Consider the following 18,300-nt stretch of genomic DNA (forward strand, 5'->3'; position numbering starts at 1 on the left):
ACCACGGCGGGGCCGTCGCCGAGCGGCACGCCGCCGAGCGTGATCCGCGACCGGCATTCCTGCTGACGTTCCAAGGTCGATGACATACCGACTCCTCGTCAAAGGCCGGCCCCCCTGGAGCCGGCGGGGGAAACGAAAAAGGCAGAGACGGTGGTCTCTGCCTCGTGCCGACTCCAGGTGGTCGCTAGCGTACGACCGGCTCTCCTGGAGCCGGCTCGGTAAACGCGTAGCGACGCAAGGTCATGTTTGAACTCTACACCCGGCCTCCACCTGCTGGTCGGCACTTCTCGCATGCCGGAGTGGCCTTCGAGCGAGTCGCCGTTGATCCCTGCCTATGGGAGTATTTCTTGGCCTAGAGGAGGGTTTGAGGCCGTTGATGTCGGATCGTAAGCAGGAGGGACGCCGCATCGCCGGCCGCTACCAGCTGCAGGAACCCATCGGCAGGGGCGGGATGGGCATCGTCTGGCGTGCCTACGACGAGCTCTTGGACCGCACGGTGGCGGTCAAGGAGGTCAGGTACGCCGCCGCCCTCGGCGAGGAGGTGCAGCTGCTGAACCGGCGCACTATGCGCGAGGCGAGGGCGGCGGCTAGGTTCGAGCATCCCAACGTGATCGTCGTGCACGACGTGATCGAGGAGGACGACCGGCCCTGGATCGTCATGCAGCTCGTCCAGTCGCGCTCGCTCGGTGCCGTGATCAAACAGGACGGGCCGCTGCCGCCCAAGCGGGTGGCGGAGATCGGCCTGGCGGTGCTCGACGCGCTGCACCGCGCCCACGAGGCGGGCGTGCTGCACCGCGACGTCAAGCCCGAGAACGTCCTGCTCGCCGACGACGGCCGGGTCGTGCTCACCGACTTCGGCATCGCGACGCTGGAGACCGAGACGCAGCTGACGGTGACGGGCCTCGCGGGGACGCCGGCGTTCATCGCTCCCGAGCGGCTCAAGGGCCTGCCCGCGCGCCGCGAGTCGGACCTGTGGTCGCTGGGCGCCACCCTCTACACGGCGGTCGAGGGACGCTCGCCGCACGAGCGCGGCATGGCGCTGGCGACCATGCACGCCGTGCTCACGGACGAGCCCGACCCCGCGCCGAACCTGGGACCGCTCCACGACGTGATCATGGGGCTCCTGGCCAAGGAGCCGGTGCAGCGGCTGACGTACGAGGAGACGCAGCGCATGCTGCGCGACGCCATCGCGGTCCTGTCGCAGCCGAGCCCGGCGCCCACGGCGCAGTTCCCCGCCGCCCGGTTCCCCGCGCAGGAGCTGCGGGTGCCAGAGCCCGCGCAGAAGCCGGCCCGCAAGCCGGTGCAGCCGCCTGCCCCGGGGTCCGGGCCGCAGCCGGCCAGGCCGAAGCGGCCGGGTCCGGCCAAGGCGCGGCGGCCGTACGCGCCGGTGGAGGACGACCTTCCCACCGACCCCGGCCTCGCGCCCGCACGCTCGCAGGCCGCGCCCTCGTCCGCCGGAGGCGTGCCGGAGACCGGGGTACGGCTGTCGCAGGCGCCGACGGCGGCGCCGCAGCAGTCCGCACAGCCGCCCGTGCAGGCCCCGGCGCCGCCCATCGGAGAGTCCACGATGGACGCGACCGCCAAGGGCGAGCAGCGGCGCGTGCTGCCGATCCTGGCGGCGGCCGCGGCCGTGTTACTGGTCGCGGGCGTCGGCGGCTACCTGGGCCTGAGCTCGGCCCCTGACGACGCCGGCGGCAACCAGGCGGCGGTCAGCACGGTCCCGGCCGCGCCGAGCGCGTCCGCGCCGCAGACGTCTCCCGCGTCGCCGCCCGCGTCCCCCTCGGCCTCCCCGGCGGGCGAGACGTCGCCGGCCGCGCCGCAGTCGCCGAGCCCCGAGCCGAAGCCCAAGGAGACGAGGGCCGCGCTGCCGTCCGGCTGGAAGATGCACACGGACAAGAAGCTCGGTTTCTCGATCGGGCTGCCCAAGGGCTGGGACGAGTGGCAGCGCACCGGCAACGGCGTCGAGTTCAAGGGGCCGGGCGGAGCGCCCAACGCGCACGTCCGCATCGAACGGGCGTCCAAGCTGGGCAAGGACCCGCTCAAGGGCTGGAAGAAGCTGGAGCCGCGGCTGAAGCACCAGTACGGCGGCTATCGCAAGCTCGGCATCAAGAAGGTGTCCTACCGCGAGGCCGCGGCCGACTGGGACTTCATCTGGCCCACCCAGACCGGCAAGTCCCGCATCCGCTACCGGGGGTTCATCGCCGAGGACGGCAAGGCGTACGCGATCTACTGGCACACGCTGAACAGCCACTGGAAGGACGATTACCACTTCTTCGAAGGGTTCTGCGCGACGTTCAAGCCCAAGAAGTAGGCTGCGCGACGTGCACGTCAGCAATCGGTACCGCCTCCTCGAGCCGATCGGGGAGGGCGGCATGGGGGTGGTCTGGCGGGCCTACGACGAGCTGCTCGACCGTACGGTGGCGATCAAGGAGGTCCGCTACACCGGGGTCGGCGACGCCAAGCGGGCCGAGCTCAACCGCCGTACCATCCGCGAGGCCAGGGCGGCGGGGCGGCTCGACCATCCGTCGGTGATCGTCATCCACGACGTCGTCGAGGAGGACGGCCGTCCGTGGATCGTCATGCAGCTCGTACGCTCCCGTTCCCTGGCCCGGGTGATCTCCGAGGACGGGCCGCTGCGTCCCGAGCAGGCCGCGGTGATCGGCGGCCGGGTGCTCGACGCGCTGCGGGCCGCCCATGCCACCGGGGTGCTGCACCGCGACGTCAAGCCCGAGAACGTGCTGCTCGCCGATGACGGCCGGGTCGTGCTCACCGACTTCGGCATCGCGGCGCTGGAGACCGAGGGCGGGCTGACGGCGACGGGCGGGCTGGTGGGGACGCCCGCGTACATGCCGCCCGAGCGGCTCAACGGCGAGCCCGCGCGGCCGGAGTCCGACCTGTGGTCGCTCGGCGCGACGCTGTACGCCGCCGTGGAGGGGCGGCCGCCGTTCAAGCGCGACTCGTGGGCGGCGACCGTGGCGGCGGTGCTGCGCGACGACCCCGAGCCGCCCGCGCGGGCCGGGGCGCTCGGGCCGATCGTGATGGGGCTGCTGCGGCGCGAGCCCGAGGCGCGCCTGCCCGCCGCCGAGGCCGCGAGGCTCCTGTACGACGTCGCCGCCACCGCTCCGCCGCGCCCTGCCGCCACCGCGGACGCCCCCTGGCAGGCCCCCGCGGGCTCCCCCTCCCCGGAGGGCTCATGGCGCGCCACATCACCTCAGGAGGGCTCTTGGCGCGGCACCCCGCCTCCGGACGCTTCTCAGCGCGACACGCCGCCTCCGGATGGCACCTGGCCTGCCACGCCGCCTCCCGGCGCTTCACGGCCCGACACGCCGCCTGCCGACGGCTCCTGGCGTGCCACACCGCCTCCCGGCGCTTCACGGCCCGACACGCCGCCTGCCGTCCCCGCTGACGGCGGCACCCCGCCGCCCGATGCCTCGTGGCACCAGACGCCGCGCAGCGCGCACGACGGCATCCCGACCGGTGGCCGCCCCGATGCGACGCTCGACGGGCGAGGCGGCGGGCGGCGCAAGGCGATGTTGATCGCCCTGCCGGCGGCGGTGCTCGCCGTGGCGGCGCTGGGCGGCGGTGGCGTGCTGCTGTACGACCGCCTCGCGGGTACGGCCGCCGCTCCCCGGCCCTCCCCCACGCCCGCGCCCACGGAGCAGCCCACGGAGCAGCCCGCGGAGCAGCCCGCGGAGCAGCCGTCGAAGGAGCCCTCGAAGGAGCCCTCGCAGGAGAACGTCACGACCGCCCCCACGACCGGCGTGCCCACCAGGGAGGCCACGGAGGAGCCGGCCGTAAAGCCCACCGAGGAGCCCGTCGACGAGCCCGAGATCCCGGACGGCTGGCGGGCGTACCGGAACACCGCGGGGCGCTTCCAGATCGCCGTCCCTCCGCGCTGGCGGGCGACGAAGACGGCGGGCCGCGACAGCGTCGAGTTCACCCGCCCCGGCACCCCCGGCAGGCTGCTCGTGGAGTGGACGATCCCCGACGTCCCCTGGAAGGACCCCGAACGCCACTGGGTCCTCCTGGAGGCGGAGATCCGCAGGAAGGGCGACTTCGAGCAGTACCGGCGGATCGCCATCACCCCCACCGAGTTCCAGGGCCGCCCGGCCGCCGACTGGGAGTTCACCCGCGTTGATCAGGGCGTGACGATCCACGTCATCGACCGCGGCCTGCGCACCGCCGAGGGCCGCCCGTTCGCCGTCATGTGGGAGACCACGCAGGACCGCTGGGAGCGGGACCGCCACTACTTCGACGACTTCCTCAGGACGTTCAGACCGCTATGAGCAAGATCACCGAGGAGCGGGCGACGTTCTGGCGGCATCCGGCGGTGCCGGAGACCGACCTGCTGAAGGCCCGCTACGTCACCCACCGCTTCTCCCGGCACGTGCACGACGGCTACGCCATCGGGCTGATCGTCTCCGGGGTCGAGGAGTTCGACTACCGGGGCACGCTGCACCGGGCGGGGGCGGGCGAGATCGTGCTGGTCAACCCGGAAACGGTGCACACCGGGCAGGCCGGGGTGCCGGGCGGGTGGGCGTACCGGATGCTCTATCCGTCGATCGAGACGGTCTCGGCGATCGCCCGCGAGCTGGGCGGGCCCGGCGGGACGCCGTACTTCCCGCAGCAGGTGGTGCGCGACGACGAGGTGGCGGCGCTGCTGCGGCGCGCGCACCAGGCGGCCGAGCGGGGCGACGCGCTGGCGACCTCGACGCTGAGCCGTACGCTGTTCGCCCGGCTGCTGATGCGGCACGCCGCGCCCAAGCCGCCCGCCACCGGGACGGCGGAGAGCGGCCGGGCCGTGCGCGCGGCGCTGGAGCTGCTGCACGAGAGCCTGGTGGACCCGCCGACCCTCGACGACCTGGCGGAGGCGGTGGGGGCGCGGCCGTTCCCGCTGCTGCGGGCGTTCAAGGCGGCGACGGGAATGCCGCCGCACGCCTACCTGATCTCGCTGCGGGTACGCCGGGCGCGCGAGCTGCTGCTGAGCGGGATGCGCCCGGCGCAGGTGGCCGCCGAGGCAGGCTTCACCGACCAGGCCCACCTCAACCGGCACTTCAAGCGGGTCATGGGCGTACCGCCCGCCGTGTACCAAAGGGCCGCAGGATCGTACAAGACCCGACATTCAGGCGGCACATAGCCTCGGTAGGCATGGAACCGACAACTCACCGTTCCGCGGCCGTGCGGGACGGTCTCGGCGTGGGCCTGGCCGTGGGGCTGTCCGGGCTCGCCTTCGGCGCCGCCGCGATCACGGCGGGCCTGTCCGTGCCGCAGGCGTGCGTGCTGAGCCTGCTGGCGTTCACGGGCGCCTCGCAGTTCGCGCTGACGGGCGCGGTGGGCGCGGGCGGCGACCTGCTGGCGGCCGGCCTCGGCGCGCTGCTGCTCGGCGGCCGCAACACCCTGTACGGCCTGCGCCTGGCCGACCTCCTCCAGGTACGCGGCCCGCGCAAACTGCTGGCCGCCCACGGCGTCATCGACGAGACCACGGCCGTGGCGATGGCCCAGCCCGACCCCCGCTCGGCGCGTACGGGCTTCGTCACCACGTTCGCCACCCTCTACATCACCTGGAACCTGACCACGCTGGCGGGCGCGTACGGCACCTCGTCCCTCGGCGACCCCGGCGTCCTCGGCCTGGACGTCGTGGGCCCGGTGGCGTTCCTCGCGATCCTGTGGCCCCGGCTGAAGGACAGCGGCGAGCTGCGCGCGCTGGCCGCGAGCGCGGCGGCGATCGCGCTGTGCACGACGCCGTTCTTCCCGCCCGGGGTGCCGGTGCTGCTGTCGGCGGTGGCGGTGCTGGTGGTGATGGTGCGATGACGTTGTGGTGGGCGATCGCGCTGGTGTGCGCGGGTTGTTACGCGCTGAAGCTGGCGGGCCTGGCCGCGCCGCGCGCGGTGCTCGACCATCCGAAGGTGCGCAGGTTCGCGGAGCTGGTGCCGGTGGCGCTGCTGGCGGCGCTGATCGCGGTGCAGATGTTCACGCAGGAGGGCGGGCTGGGCTTCGACGCCGCCCGTACGGCGGGGCTCGGCGCGGGCATCGTGGCCCTCCTGCTCCGCGCGCCTTTCCTGGTCGTCTTGGCGGCCGCGGCGGCGATGACGGCGCTCGTCCGGTTCCTTCTGGGGTAGCCGGCGGTGCATGTCCGAGTGCGCGGTGAAGCGATCAAGGAGGTGCCCCGCCTCCTGACCTGACGGACGCCGGACGCGAGGTCTTCGCGGCGCGCACGTCACGCGCGGCGGCGGCCGGTCCGGTCCGGTCACGCCGCGCGGCACGCCGCCGCCCGCCCGCGTCCAGCCCAGGGCCACGGAGGGTGCGCACACAGGACCCCGAACCGCGCCCCAGCACGTCCGGAACGCGCTCAGAACGCACGGACAGCCGCTCAGAGCGGGCGGACGGCACAGACACCGGACGGGACGGAGGAAAGCGGCGAGTCCCCCTCAGAGGCGCCCGGCCGGATCGAGGGCTCGGACGGCGGCCGATCCGGCTCGGACGGCGGCCGATCCGGCTCGGACGGCGGCCGATCCGGCTCGGACGGCGGCCGATCCGGGGCGTGAAGGCGGCAGGACCGGCGGGCGCGCGGCTCAGGACTCCGCGCGTACCAGGTCGAGCGCCTTCTGCAGGTCCTGCGGATAGTCCGTGCTGAACGACATCCACTCGCCGGTCGTCGGATGCTCGAACCCGAGCGAGACCGCGTGCAGCCACTGCCGGGTGACGCCCAGGCGGGCGGCCAGCGTGGGGTCGGCGCCGTAGAGCATGTCGCCGACGCACGGGTGGCGCAGCGCCGACATGTGGACGCGGATCTGGTGCGTACGCCCCGTCTCCAGCTTGATGTCGAGCAGGGAGGCGGCGCGGAACGCCTCGACCGTGTCGTAGTGGGTCACCGACGGCTTGCCACCGGCGACGACGGCCCAGCGGCCGTCGCCCGACGGATGCCGGTCGATGGGCGCGTCGACGGTGCCCCTGAACGGGTCGGGATGCCCCTGCACGAGCGCGTGGTAGCGCTTGTCGACCGTGCGTTCTTTGAAGGCCCGCTTGAGGAACGAGTAGGCGTGCTCGCTCTTGGCCACCACCATCGCGCCCGTGGTGTTGGCGTCCAGGCGGTGCACGATGCCCTGGCGCTCGGCGGCGCCGCTGGTGGCGATGGTGTGACCGGCTCCCAGGAGCCCGCCGATCACGGTGGGGCCCGTCCAGCCGACCGTGGGGTGCGCGGCCACGCCGACGGGCTTGTTGATCACGATGATGTCGTCGTCCTCGTACACGATCGTCATGCCGGGCACCGGCTCGGCCACCGGCATGGGCGCGGTGACGGGCGGGGGCATCGTGACGTCGAGCCACGCGCCGGCGTGCACGCGGTCAGACTTGCTCGGCACGCGGCCGTCGACGAGCACCTCGCCGGCGCCGATCAGCTCGGCCGCGCGGGTGCGGGAGAACCCGAAAAGTCGCGAGAGCGCGGCGTCCAGCCGCTCGCCCTCCAGCCCGTCGGGCACGGGCAGGCTGCGCCGTTCAGCCATCCTCGGCCACCTCCTTCGAGCCGTCGATCTGCACGTTGCGCCAGGCCAGGATCACGGCCAGGATGCCGCCGCAGACGATGGCCGAGTCGGCGATGTTGAAGACGGGGAAGTAGTCGATGACCGGGAAGTTGCCCGGCAGCACTTCGATGAAGTCCACGACGTGGCCCTGAAGCTGCGTGGAGCGTCCGAACCCGGAGGGGTAGCGCAGCAGCCGGTCGGTGAGGTTGCCGACGGCGCCGCCCAGCAGCAGGCCGAGCGCGACCGCCCACGAACGGCTGCCGAGCTTGCGCGCCGTACGGATGATGGCGACGACCACGCCGGCCGCGATGAAGGTGAAGACGAACGTCATCCCGGTGCCGATGCTGAAGGCGGCACCGGAGTTGAAGATGACCCGGAACTGGAGCACGCCTGGGATCACGACCAGGGGCGCCTCACCCTCGAGGGTGCGCAACACCACCGTCTTGGTGACGAGGTCGGCCGCGTAGATCACGGCCGCCAGCGCGACGAGGACGGCGACCAGGCGCCCGCGTGGCCTGCCGGCGGTGCTCCGCCGGCCTACCGGCGCTCCTCCTTCTGCTTGCAGGCCACGCACAGCGTCGCCCTGGGGAACGCCTGGAGGCGTTCCTTGCCGATCGGCTTGTGGCACGATTCGCACACTCCATAGGTCCCTGCGTCGATCCTGGCGATCGCACGTTCGTTCTGCGCGACCAGATCGCGCGCATTCAGGGTAAGGGCGATCTCGCGTTCGCGCTCATACGTCTTCGCGCCGGCGTCGGCCTGGTCGTCGCCCGCGCCCTGCGTGACGTCCCCAGAGGCTATCTCCGTCTCGTGACGGAGGATGTCCGCCTCGAGCTCGTCGATCTCCTTCTGGAGCCTGCCGCGTACCTCGGCCAGCTCCTCATCCGACCACATCGACGGTGTAGCGGTCTGCGTGCCTGCCGCCATGGCTGCCTCCATGCTGATCAAGGCCGTGAATGGTGCGGGCAGCTTAGGATCCTGATAACGGAACGGCAAACGACCCGCCGGACGGTTTACCTAGCCCGTACTATCCCGCCTCGCGCATTCAACTCCTCCACAGCGGCGTCCATTCCCACATCTTTGCGCCCTTTACGACTCACGTACCGCTGGGAGGCGGGTGACCTCCTGAGGCGGGAAACGTGGAAGCCTTGACCTCGACTCTGCGTTATGGTTTGAGTCTGCAAGGCGTTGATGGGGCCCGCTGTGAGGGATATCACCCCGGAGCCGCCGGAAGAACGGCTCGCGCGAGCTTATTAGAACCGGCAGCAGTCAAATGAAGAGGGCCTCGCCTTCGGGCGGGGTCAAGAAGGGTGGTACCGCGGGGCCGCGAGGCTTCGTCCCTTCACGCCACAGCCCTATCGGCCGATTCACGCGTGGAGGTCACGCCCGAGATGTCTTCCCCAACGTTCCGCTCTCTTCCCGCGCAGGTCGACCTGCCCGCGCTCGAGCGCGAGGTCCTGGACCGCTGGCGGGACGGGAAGATCTTCGAGCGCTCCGTCGAGCAGAACGCCGGCAACCCCTCGTGGGTGTTCTACGAGGGCCCGCCCACCGCCAACGGCCTGCCCGGCGTGCATCACGTCGAGGCCCGCGTGTTCAAGGATCTGTTCCCGCGCTACAAGTCGATGCGCGGGTTCAGCGTTCCGCGTAAGGCCGGCTGGGACTGCCACGGCCTGCCCGTGGAGGTCAGCGTGGAGCGCGAGCTGGGCCTGTCCGGCAAGAAGGACATCGAGTCCTACGGCATCGCCGAGTTCAACGCCAAGTGCCGCGAGTCGGTGCTGCGGCACGTCGACGCGTTCGAGCAGATGACCGAGCGCATGGGCTACTGGATCGACCTGTCGCAGGCCTACCGCACGATGGATCCGTCCTACGTCGAGTCCGTGTGGTGGTCGCTGAAGGTCATCTTCGACAAGGGGCTGCTGTTCCGCGACTTCCGCATCACGCCCTACTGCCCGCGCTGCGGCACCGGGCTGTCGGACCACGAGCTGGGCCAGCCGGGCGGCTACGAGACCATCTCCAGCCCGTCGGTGTACGTCCGCATGCCCGTCACCTCCGGCCCGCTGGCCGAGCTGGGCGCCTCGCTGCTGATCTGGACGACCACGCCGTGGACGCTGGTCTCCAACACCGCGGTCGCCGTGCACCCCGACGTCACGTACGTCGCCGCCCGCACCGCCGACGGCGAGGTGCTGGTCGTGGCCGAGCCGCTGCTGTCCGTGCTGGGCGAGGGCGTCACCGAGGTCGCCCGCTACACCGGCCGCGAGCTCGAGCGCACCACCTACCGCCGGCCGTTCGACCTGGTCGACATCCCCGACGCCCACTACGTCGTGCTCGGCGACTACGTCACCGTCGAGGACGGCACCGGCCTGGTCCACCAGGCGCCCGCCTTCGGCGCCGACGACATGGCCGTCATCAAGCGGTACGACATGCCGATCGTCAACCCGATCGGCCCCGACGGCCGCTTCCTCGAGGACGTCCCCATGGTGGGCGGCCGCTTCTTCAAGGACGCCGACGAGGAGCTGACCGAGGACCTGCGGCGGCGCGGCCTGCTGTTCAAGGGCGGCCACTTCGAGCACAGCTACCCCCACTGCTGGCGCTGCCACACCCCGCTGCTCTACTACGCGCTGCCGTCCTGGTACATCCGCACCACCGCCGTCAAGGACCAGATGCTGGCCGAGAACTCCGGCACCAACTGGTACCCCGACACCATCAAGTGGGGCCGCTTCGGCGAGTGGCTGCGCAACAACGTCGACTGGTCGCTGTCGCGCTCCCGCTACTGGGGCACGCCGCTGCCGCTGTGGGTGTGCGAGCAGGACGAGTCCCACGTGACGTGCGTCGGGTCGCTGGAGGAGCTGGGCAGGCTCGCCGGCCGTGACGTCTCCGCCCTCGACCCCCACCGCCCGTACGTCGACGACGTCACGTTCGACTGCCCGACCTGCGGCGCTCTCGCCCGCCGCGTGCCCGACGTCATCGACGCCTGGTACGACTCCGGCTCCATGCCGTTCGCGCAGTGGGGCGAGCGCGGCAAGCCCGAGGGCGTCTACCCCGCCGACTTCATCTGCGAGGCCACCGACCAGACGCGCGGCTGGTTCTACTCGCTGATGGCCGTCGGCACGCTGGTCTTCGGCCAGTCCTCCTACCGGAACGTGCTCTGCCTGGGCCTGATCCTCGCCGAGGACGGCCGCAAGATGAGCAAGCACCTCGGCAACGTCCTCGAGCCGATCCCGCTGATGGACCGGCACGGAGCCGACGCGCTGCGCTGGTTCATGGCCTGCTCGGGCTCGCCGTGGGCGGCCCGCCGCGTGGGGCACGCCACGCTGGAGGAGATCGTCCGCAAGGTCCTGCTGACGCTCTGGAACACCGCCTCCTTCTTCACCCTGTACGCCAACGCCGAGTCCTGGTCGCCTGCCCAGCTCGCCGAGGCCGTCCCGCCGGCCGAGCGCCCGCTGCTCGACCGCTGGGCGCTGTCCGAGCTGCACCGCACCGTGGCCGAGGTCACCGCGGCGCTCGACGACTACGACACCCAGCGCGCCGGCCGCCGCCTGGCCGACTTCCTCGACGACCTGTCCAACTGGTATGTGCGCCGCTCGCGCCGCCGCTTCTGGCAGGGTTCGGAAGAGGCGTTCGCGACGCTGTACGAGTGCCTGGAGACGGTGCTCAAGCTGATGGCGCCGATCACGCCGTTCATCACCGACTACCTGTGGGACGTCCTGCGCGGGGAGGACACGCCGACCTCGGTGCACCTGGTCTCCTGGCCGCAGGCGCGTGAGGAGCTCATCGACACCGAGCTGTCGGAGCAGATGGCCCTCGTCCGCCGCCTGGTCGAGCTGGGCCGCTCGGCCCGTGCCTCCTCCGGGGTGAAGACCCGCCAGCCGCTGCGGCGGGCCCTGGTGGGTGCGCACGGCTGGCCGTCCCTGCCCGACGAGCTGCGCGGGCTGGTCGCCGAGGAGCTCAACGTCCAGGCGCTCGAGGACATGTCGGGCTTCAGCGCCGACCTGGTGTCCTACACGGTCAAGCCCAACTTCCGGGCGCTGGGCAAGCGGTTCGGGCCGCGTACCAAGCTGGTGGCCGCCGCGCTGGCCGCCGCCGACGCCACCCGCGTGGCGCGCGCCCTGCGCTCCGGCTCCACCGTCATGGTCGAGGCCGAGGAGCTGGGCGAGGTCATGCTCGGCCCCGACGAGGTGATCGTCAACGAGCAGCCCCGTTCCGGCTGGGCCGTCGAGACCGGCGCCATCGGCACCGGCACCGGCGAGACCGTGGCGCTCGACCTGGAGCTGACCGACGCGCTGCGCCGCGCCGGCCTGCTCCGCGAGGTCATCCGCCTGGTCCAGGACGCCCGCAAGTCGACCGGCCTGTCCATCACCGACCGCATCGACCTGTGGTGGAGCGCGTCCTCGCCCGACCTGGCCACGGCGCTGCGCACTCAGGGCCAGGTGGTGACCGAGGAGGTGCTCGCCACCTCGTTCACCGAGGGCACCGCCCCCGACCTGCCCACCCACGCGGACGAGGACCTCGGCCTCACCTTCCAGCTCCGCCGCGCTCAGTAGCCGCTCGTCCGGGGGCGTACGCACCCCGGACGGTAAGGACCCATCGAGCGGGCCCCGGGTACCAGCACCCGGGGCCCGCTTCGTGGCGTCAGGCTGTGTGATGGCGCCCGCAGGAGGCGGCACCCCCACCCCGCCCGCCACGCAGGCAGAGACACCCTCACCTCACCCGCCCGCGCAGGGAGATGCCTGACCTCACCCGCCCGCACCAGAGAGATGCGTTACCTCACCCGCGCAGGCAGGAACAGGCGACCACCCAGCGCCGAAGGCGGATGCGCGTAGCCCACTCGCTCTGACGGAAAGGCAGCGCGGCGCGGCTACGTCTCGCACACAGGAATGGCTGCGTTCCGCACAGTTCCGCACGCAGGAATGACGCCCCCGCGGATGGACACCCCGCAGAAGATCGCCCCACAGCTTCAAAGAACGCCCCACGGAAGAACGCCCCGCAGCCCCGACAGAACGCCCCACGAAAGAACGCCTCACAGCCCTCGAAAGGACGGCCCTCGACAGGACGACCCGCAACGCCCGACAGAACGGCCCACGGCAGGACGACCCGCAACGCCCAACAGGACGGCCCACGGCAGGACGACCCGCAACGCCCGACAGAACGGCCCACGGCAGGACACCCCGCAACGCCGAAAGAACAGCCCACAGCAGGACGCCCCCACGAAGAGACGCCCCGCAGAAGAACATCCTGAGTGACCTGCGGCAGAGACTGACTTACGGCAAGGCAGGCGGCCGGGGGCGTCAGCTGACGGTTTCGCGGTCGTGCTGACAGACCGGGCAGCTCGTCAGCCCGGCGGCCTGGGCGGCGGCGAGGGTCATCGACTCGACGCCGTCACCCGCTCCCCGGACCAGCGGGCACGCCGAGCCGTGGTAGCGGCGGGTGCCGATGATGACCTTGACGGTCTGCGGCCCTCGCTCCTTGCCGTTTCCTGCCCCGTTCGCGTTGCCGTTGGCCCCGGTGGAGCCGTCACCGGCCTTGCCACCGGACGAACCGGCCTTGACACCCGCAGCCTTGGGATCTGCGGCCTTGGCTGCGGCACCACCGTTGGACGGGCCGCTCCCCTGATCGCGAGGCCCTTGCCCGGGAGAAGCGCTCCCCTTGGCGGCCGACGCTCCCTTACCGGCGGACGAGGCGGCCTGCTCACCGCCACTGGACGCCCCGCTCTTTTCCGGCGTGGCCCCGGGCTTGGCACCGGAGGACGTGACCGGCGCGCCCGGAGGCAGCGGCCCCCGAGGCTTGGCGGTCGCCTCTGCCGAGGACGCGGGCCGCTCGTGCAGGATGACGGTCTCCCCCGGCGCGGGCTCGTCGCCACCGCCGGACGGGCGCTTGGCCGACTCGCCTCCCGACGCCGACGACCGCTCCGAAACCTCGGACGACCCGGACGTCCCCGGGCGTTGCGGCGCACCGGACTTAGCGGACGATCCAGGACGCTGCGGCCCACCGGACGATCCGGGACGCTGCGGGCTGCCCGACGCGGTCACCCGAGGCTGCGGCGCCGTAACGGGCCCGGCGTCGTCATCGCGCTCGCCAGGACCGGCCCCCTGCCCGGCCTTGCCGTTGCCCTGTCCTGCCTTCCCGGACGCGGACGCACCGGCCGTACCGGGCCTGCCGGACGCGGACGCACCGGCCGTACCGGGCTTGCCGGACGCAGACCCACTGGACGCGCCGGGCCTGCCGGACGCGGACGCACCCGTCGTCCCCTGCTTCCCGGGTGCGGACGAGCCGGATGTCCCAGGCTTTCCAGCCGTGGCCCCAGCGGCCGTGCCCGGCTTCGCGGCCCCGGACGCACCGGCGGCCGTGGCGGCCTTCCCGGACGCCGGCTCCCCGCTCGTCCCAGGCTTGCCGGAAGCGGGCCCGCCCGCAGCACCCGGCTTCCCGGACGCGGACACACCGGACGCTCCGGACTTTGCGGGCGCGGGTGTGCTGGACGTTCCGGGCTTCCCGGGGGCAGACGCACCGGGCGTCCCAGGCTTGGCGGGCGTCGACGCGGCGGCGGTGCCGGGCTTGCCATCGGGCCCACCGGGACGACCGGCCTCACCACCTGACGAGCCGGCACCACCCGGACGACCAGGACCGTCACCGGACGAACCAGCACCCGGACGGCCAGATGCGTCACCGGAAGGAGCGGCACCCGGGCGGCCAGGCGCGCCGCCGGACGGACCAGTGGCACCTGGGCGGCCGGGCTTGTCGCCGGGCCGATCGGGGCGGGCCGAGCCCGAGCCCTGGACGGCCTTGGCCGGGCTGGGAATGTTGGGAGAGGTCTCGTCGTCGGAGCCCCCGGCGGTGGCGGCGGACTCCCGAGAGGCGACGGACGCGGTCTTCGGCGAGGACGCGCCCTTACCGGGCGTGCCCTTGGCCGGCGCGCCCTTCGACGGCGCGCCCTTCGGGGAGCCGGGCTTGCCGGACGTTCCTCCCGAGGCCCCGGGCGCTCCACCCGAGGAGCCGGACTCGCCGGCCCCGGGCGTGGAAGGGCCGCCCTTCGAAGGACCGGCCTTCGGAGATCCGGATCGGGAGGGCGCGGTGCCGGCCCCGCGCGAGGGCGGCGGCCGGAAGTAGGAAGTCTCTGACTCCGCCTGCTCATCGTCCGAGCCGGTGCCGGTCTCGGGGGCGGCGGAGGTGGAGCCCGATGCCTGGTCGGCCGGGGCGGCCTTGGGACGGCCGAACCACCCGGCGGCGCCTTCCTCGTGGGCGGCGGCAGGCTCCGGGCTGGGGGTGGAAGCCTTCGTGCCGGGCTTCGGCGGGGTGACCTGCGGACGAACGTCGCGGGTCTCCGCGGAGTCTTCTGCTCGGTTCTTGGCAGAAGCGGTGCTGGAGTGGACGGCGGGCTCGGGGTCGGCGGCAGGCGGCAGCTGCCGTCCGCCGAGCGCGGCGTCGGGCAGGCACGCCGTGCAGGGCGTGAAGCCCTCCTCGCGTGCCTCCTCGTACGTGAGCTCCTCGTGTTCCCGCCCGACCAGCTGCCTGCACCCGTGGACGTGGTAGCGCTTGCGTCCAGGGATGACCAGCACGATCGCATCCGGCGCGATGCCGGCGGCCGCGGGGCGGCGCGGTGCGGTGGCCGGGGTGGCCGCCGTGCGCTGCTGCGGTGCCTGCGGATGCGGTCGGGGCTGCGGGGGCGGCTGATGAGCCATGGGGCCGGTCTGGGTGTACGGCGCCGCGGACGGCATGAGCCCCTTCGGGGGGGTGGCCGGCGCAGCGGCCTGCCCACCTCCGGGAAAAAGCTCGTTCCGCCGCAGAAACGCCCCGATCACCAGGAACAACGCGGACAGCACGCTGACCACGATGGACCACATGATCAGGAACGGCTTCGCCAGTACGAAGCCCGCGATCAGCAGCACCACTGCCGCGAGCACCAAACCAGCACTGATAAGGATCACAGAGGGCTCTTTCGAGTGGCAGGTCCTAGTGACCCGTTACTTTACCGCCGGTCGTTGTGAGGACCGTCACCGCCGGGGAAAGCGCCCTGCGGAGCGTCGCCGCCGAACGGAGCGGGGCCTCCGGGCAGCGGCTGCTGGCCACTCTGGGGCACGGCGTGCGACATGGCGGGTGCCTGGCCCTGCGGACCGCCGGACAGCACGGGGAAGCCACCGCTGCCTTCGGCGGACACGTTGAGCTCGGCGAGCTGGTTTTCGAGGTAGAGCTTGAGCCTGCTGCGGTATTCGCGTTCGAAGCTGCGGAGTTCCTCGACCTTGCGCTCGAGCTCGTCGCGGGTCTGCACGAGCGAGCCCATCGCCTGGCGGTGGCGCTCCTGGGCGTCGCGCTCGAGCGTCTCGGCGCGGGCCCTGGCGTCGCCGATGACCTGCTCGGCCTGGCGGCGCGCCTTGGTGAGGATCTCGTCGGCCTCGCGCCGGGCCCGGGTCACCGTCTCGTCCGCCTCCCGGCGGGCGTCGGCGATCGCCTGGTCGGCGGTCTGCTGGGCCAGAGCGAGCACGCGGGCCGCGGTGTCCATGTTGTCCTCGGCGGGCGGCATGTTCATGCCCACGGGGACCTGGGGCTGCTGCGGCTGCTGCTGCTGCGGCTCGGGCGCCCGCATGGGCTCCGGCTGCGGCGGCTGCATCATCTCCGGCTTGGGCTGTTCCTGGACAGGCGCCGAGGCCATGGGCATGTTCATGCCGCCCGGCACCTTCCCGCGCAGGCACTCGGCCAGCTTGGCGCGGAGCTCCTCGTTCTCTTGGATCAGGCGGTCAAGCTCAGCTTCCACCTCGTCGAGGAAGGCGTCGACCTCCTCCTCGTCGTAGCCCGGCCGGAGCCGGGTGGTACTGAACTGCTTGTTCCGCACATCAGCGGGCGTCAGCGGCATTTTTTGGTCTCCTTGGCGCGCTTGGAGTCTGTCCGGAGGACGGTAACCCGAATCACTTCAGCGCGGACACGAGTTGGAACACGACCGGCGGCCCCACAGGCCATGCTCACCGTGGGCCGAGAGCCTGGGCGATCTGAATCAAGATCAGAACCACGATGAACAGGACAGTGAAGCTTAGGTCAAAGGCCACCGTACCCAACCGGAGCGGAGGAATGAAACGGCGGAGGAACTTGAGGGGTGGGTCAGTTGCGGTGTAGGTGGCCTCCGCCACGACGAGCACCACGCCCGACGGACGCCACTGACGTGCGAACGCCTGCACCGTCTCAAAGATCATCCTGCCGATGAGCAGCACCAAGTAGAGAGACAGGACTACGACCAAGATCCCACTAACGATCTCCACGGCCCGGCCGCGCCTCCACTTCTGATGTGCCTCCAGGCCTTGGGGAGACCTGGTTGGGTCCGATAGGCATACACAGAGACTCTAACTCTGATTGAAGAACCCGCGTTCCGCGATTCGAGCCTTGTCCTCGGCGGTCACCTCGACATTGGCAGGGGACAACAGGAACACCTTGTTGGTAACACGTTCAATGCTGCCATGTAGGCCAAAGACGAGACCTGCCGCGAAATCAACCAGCCGCTTCGCGTCACTGTCGACCATCTCGGTCAGGTTCATGATGACGGGGGTCCCGTCACGGAAGTGCTCACCGATTGTACGCGCCTCGTTGTACGTGCGAGGATGCAGGGTCGTGATGCGAGCCAGATCCGTCGTACGGCGTTCCACGATGGTCGTGGTCGGCCTGGGCGCGGGGCCGCCGGTCTCGGGCTCGTCGTCGCGGTCTTGGACCGCGACAGGACGCTCCTCACCGGGGCGCTGCACGTCGTCGTCGTAGGCGTAGTCGTCGGTGTAGGTCTCGTACCTCTCGTAGCGGTCGTCCTCCACGAGACCGAGGTAGACCGCCATCTTGCGCATCGCGCCGGCCATCGCTACGTCGTCCTCCTGCTCATGGTCGCACTCGCTCGGGCCCGTCGCCGTGCCCTGAGGCGGTAGGCGTACCCCCTGGAGCTCACCGCTGATCGACCTCTACTTGGTCATGGGCCTGAAGACCCACTTGAGGGGACATTACCTGACGAAGGGCTTGCGACGACCGAGCAACGCCGTACCGACCCGAACGTGTGTCGCGCCGTACGCGATCGCCTCGGCGAGATCGCCGCTCATCCCGGCCGAGACCATGGTGGCCCGGGGGTGCTGCTCCTGCAGCGCCGTGGCGAGCTCGCGGAGCCTGGCGAAGGCCTTGGCGGGCTCCTCGCCCAGCGGGGCCACCGCCATGACGCCGCCCAGCCACACGCCTTCCGCCAGGGCCACCTCGTCGGCCAGCGCGAGCAGGTCGTCGGGCCGCACGCCGCCCCTGCCGGGGTCGTCGTCGAGCGCGACCTGGACCAGGCAGCCGATGCGCCGGCCCTGCCTGACCGCCTCCTTGCTGATGGCGCTCACCAGTTTGGAACGGTCGACGGAGTGGATCACGTCGGCGTACGAGACCACCGAGCGGACCTTGTTGGTCTGCAGCTGACCGACGAAGTGCCAGGTCAGCGGCAGCCCGGCCAGCTCGCGCGCCTTGGGCGCGGCCTCCTGGTCGCGGTTCTCGCCGATGTCGCGCACGCCCAGCTCGGCCAGGATGCGGATGTCGTCGGCCGGCCTGGTCTTGGTGACGGCGATCAGCGTGACCTCGCTCCGGTCGCGGCCCACGGCGTGGCACGCCGCGGTGATGCGCTCCTCGACCTCGGCGAGACCGGCCGCGATCTCGTCCCTTCTCACGTGCCTCTCCTTCGTTACCGCGCCGCCCGCTGCCCCGCCGGTCCGGCGCGCCCTGCCGCCGTACGCACGACGGCGCCGCTCCCGGATCGCTGCGGGGAGCGGCGTCAGGCGAACGACTCGTTGAC

14 protein-coding genes are annotated in these 18,300 nt (G+C 71.9%); 6 read left to right on the top strand and 8 right to left on the bottom strand.

Annotated features, from left to right (window positions below):
- Positions 1–376 precede the first annotated feature (376 nt).
- Genes AB0K67_RS08105 through AB0K67_RS08125 form a run of 5 tightly spaced genes read left to right on the top strand, consistent with a single transcriptional unit; the run spans position 377 to position 6,119 of the window.
- Positions 377–2,311, top strand: a complete 1,935-nt coding sequence (locus AB0K67_RS08105) for a protein kinase (RefSeq protein WP_364054780.1) — start codon at positions 377–379, stop codon at positions 2,309–2,311.
- Between the two features lie 10 nt (positions 2,312–2,321).
- Positions 2,322–4,286, top strand: coding sequence for a protein kinase (locus AB0K67_RS08110; RefSeq protein WP_364054783.1), 1,965 nt, complete (start codon positions 2,322–2,324; stop codon positions 4,284–4,286).
- Entirely contained in the window at positions 4,283–5,137 is an 855-nt protein-coding gene (locus AB0K67_RS08115; protein ID WP_364054786.1) for an AraC family transcriptional regulator, read from the top strand. Before AB0K67_RS08110 ends, AB0K67_RS08115 begins: the two co-directional genes overlap by 4 nt.
- Positions 5,138–5,148: 11 nt before the next feature.
- Positions 5,149–5,811, top strand: coding sequence for an AzlC family ABC transporter permease (locus AB0K67_RS08120; RefSeq protein ID WP_364054789.1), 663 nt, complete (start codon positions 5,149–5,151; stop codon positions 5,809–5,811).
- Complete coding sequence (locus tag AB0K67_RS08125) at positions 5,808–6,119, top strand: AzlD domain-containing protein (protein ID WP_364054792.1); 312 nt, start codon at positions 5,808–5,810, stop codon at positions 6,117–6,119. Before AB0K67_RS08120 ends, AB0K67_RS08125 begins: the two co-directional genes overlap by 4 nt.
- 453 nt (positions 6,120–6,572) lie before the next feature.
- Here the strand turns inward: AB0K67_RS08125 and AB0K67_RS08130 are convergent, their stop codons facing one another.
- The 3 genes from AB0K67_RS08130 to AB0K67_RS08140 are packed head-to-tail and all read right to left on the bottom strand — an operon-like array spanning position 6,573 to position 8,459.
- The gene (locus AB0K67_RS08130) at positions 6,573–7,502 is read right to left on the bottom strand and encodes an RluA family pseudouridine synthase (protein WP_364054795.1); all 930 of its coding nucleotides are present in this window, start codon (positions 7,500–7,502) and stop codon (positions 6,573–6,575) included.
- Positions 7,495–8,094 carry a signal peptidase II gene (gene lspA, locus AB0K67_RS08135; RefSeq protein ID WP_364054798.1) on the bottom strand — a complete coding sequence of 200 codons (600 nt, stop codon included), beginning with the start codon at positions 8,092–8,094 and terminating at the stop codon, positions 7,495–7,497. The genes AB0K67_RS08130 and lspA overlap by 8 nt, the downstream gene beginning before the upstream one ends.
- A complete protein-coding gene (locus tag AB0K67_RS08140) occupies positions 8,058–8,459 on the bottom strand; it encodes a TraR/DksA C4-type zinc finger protein (RefSeq protein ID WP_364057500.1) in 402 nt (133 codons plus the stop codon). Before AB0K67_RS08140 ends, lspA begins: the two co-directional genes overlap by 37 nt.
- Before the next feature lie 452 nt (positions 8,460–8,911).
- Between AB0K67_RS08140 and ileS the strand changes: the two genes are divergently transcribed.
- Positions 8,912–12,061: an isoleucine--tRNA ligase gene (gene ileS / locus AB0K67_RS08145; protein ID WP_364054801.1), complete on the top strand. Its 3,150-nt coding sequence runs from the start codon at positions 8,912–8,914 to the stop codon at positions 12,059–12,061.
- 744 nt (positions 12,062–12,805) lie between these two features.
- Here ileS and AB0K67_RS08150 read toward each other — a convergent pair.
- From AB0K67_RS08150 to AB0K67_RS08170, 5 genes are all read right to left on the bottom strand, one after another.
- Positions 12,806–15,418, bottom strand: coding sequence for a hypothetical protein (locus tag AB0K67_RS08150; protein WP_364054804.1), 2,613 nt, complete (start codon positions 15,416–15,418; stop codon positions 12,806–12,808).
- Between the two features lie 62 nt (positions 15,419–15,480).
- Positions 15,481–16,362 carry a DivIVA domain-containing protein gene (locus AB0K67_RS08155; RefSeq protein WP_364054807.1) on the bottom strand — a complete coding sequence of 294 codons (882 nt, stop codon included), beginning with the start codon at positions 16,360–16,362 and terminating at the stop codon, positions 15,481–15,483.
- Between the two features lie 106 nt (positions 16,363–16,468).
- Positions 16,469–16,762: a YggT family protein gene (locus AB0K67_RS08160; RefSeq protein ID WP_364054810.1), complete on the bottom strand. Its 294-nt coding sequence runs from the start codon at positions 16,760–16,762 to the stop codon at positions 16,469–16,471.
- Between the two features lie 81 nt (positions 16,763–16,843).
- On the bottom strand, positions 16,844–17,344 hold the full coding sequence (gene sepF, locus AB0K67_RS08165; protein WP_364054813.1) for a cell division protein SepF: 501 nt from the start codon (positions 17,342–17,344) through the stop codon (positions 16,844–16,846).
- Positions 17,345–17,482: 138 nt separating this feature from the next.
- A complete protein-coding gene (locus AB0K67_RS08170; RefSeq protein WP_364054816.1) occupies positions 17,483–18,175 on the bottom strand; it encodes a YggS family pyridoxal phosphate-dependent enzyme in 693 nt (230 codons plus the stop codon).
- Positions 18,176–18,300: the final 125 nt, after the last annotated feature.

This window comes from Nonomuraea sp. NPDC052634, assembly GCF_040678535.1.
Lineage (GTDB): Bacteria > Actinomycetota > Actinomycetes > Streptosporangiales > Streptosporangiaceae > Nonomuraea > Nonomuraea fastidiosa.

Coding starts and splice junctions, on each gene's coding strand:
- AB0K67_RS08105 (WP_364054780.1), top strand. CDS start 377: ATGTCGGATCGTAAGCAGGAGGGACGCCGCATCGCCGGCCGCTACCAG.
- AB0K67_RS08115 (WP_364054786.1), top strand. CDS start 4,283: ATGAGCAAGATCACCGAGGAGCGGGCGACGTTCTGGCGGCATCCGGCG.
- AB0K67_RS08120 (WP_364054789.1), top strand. CDS start 5,149: ATGGAACCGACAACTCACCGTTCCGCGGCCGTGCGGGACGGTCTCGGC.
- AB0K67_RS08125 (WP_364054792.1), top strand. CDS start 5,808: ATGACGTTGTGGTGGGCGATCGCGCTGGTGTGCGCGGGTTGTTACGCG.
- AB0K67_RS08130 (WP_364054795.1), bottom strand. CDS start 7,502: ATGGCTGAACGGCGCAGCCTGCCCGTGCCCGACGGGCTGGAGGGCGAG.
- AB0K67_RS08140 (WP_364057500.1), bottom strand. CDS start 8,459: ATGGAGGCAGCCATGGCGGCAGGCACGCAGACCGCTACACCGTCGATG.
- ileS (WP_364054801.1), top strand. CDS start 8,912: ATGTCTTCCCCAACGTTCCGCTCTCTTCCCGCGCAGGTCGACCTGCCC.
- AB0K67_RS08155 (WP_364054807.1), bottom strand. CDS start 16,362: ATGCCGCTGACGCCCGCTGATGTGCGGAACAAGCAGTTCAGTACCACC.
- sepF (WP_364054813.1), bottom strand. CDS start 17,344: ATGGCCGGCGCGATGCGCAAGATGGCGGTCTACCTCGGTCTCGTGGAG.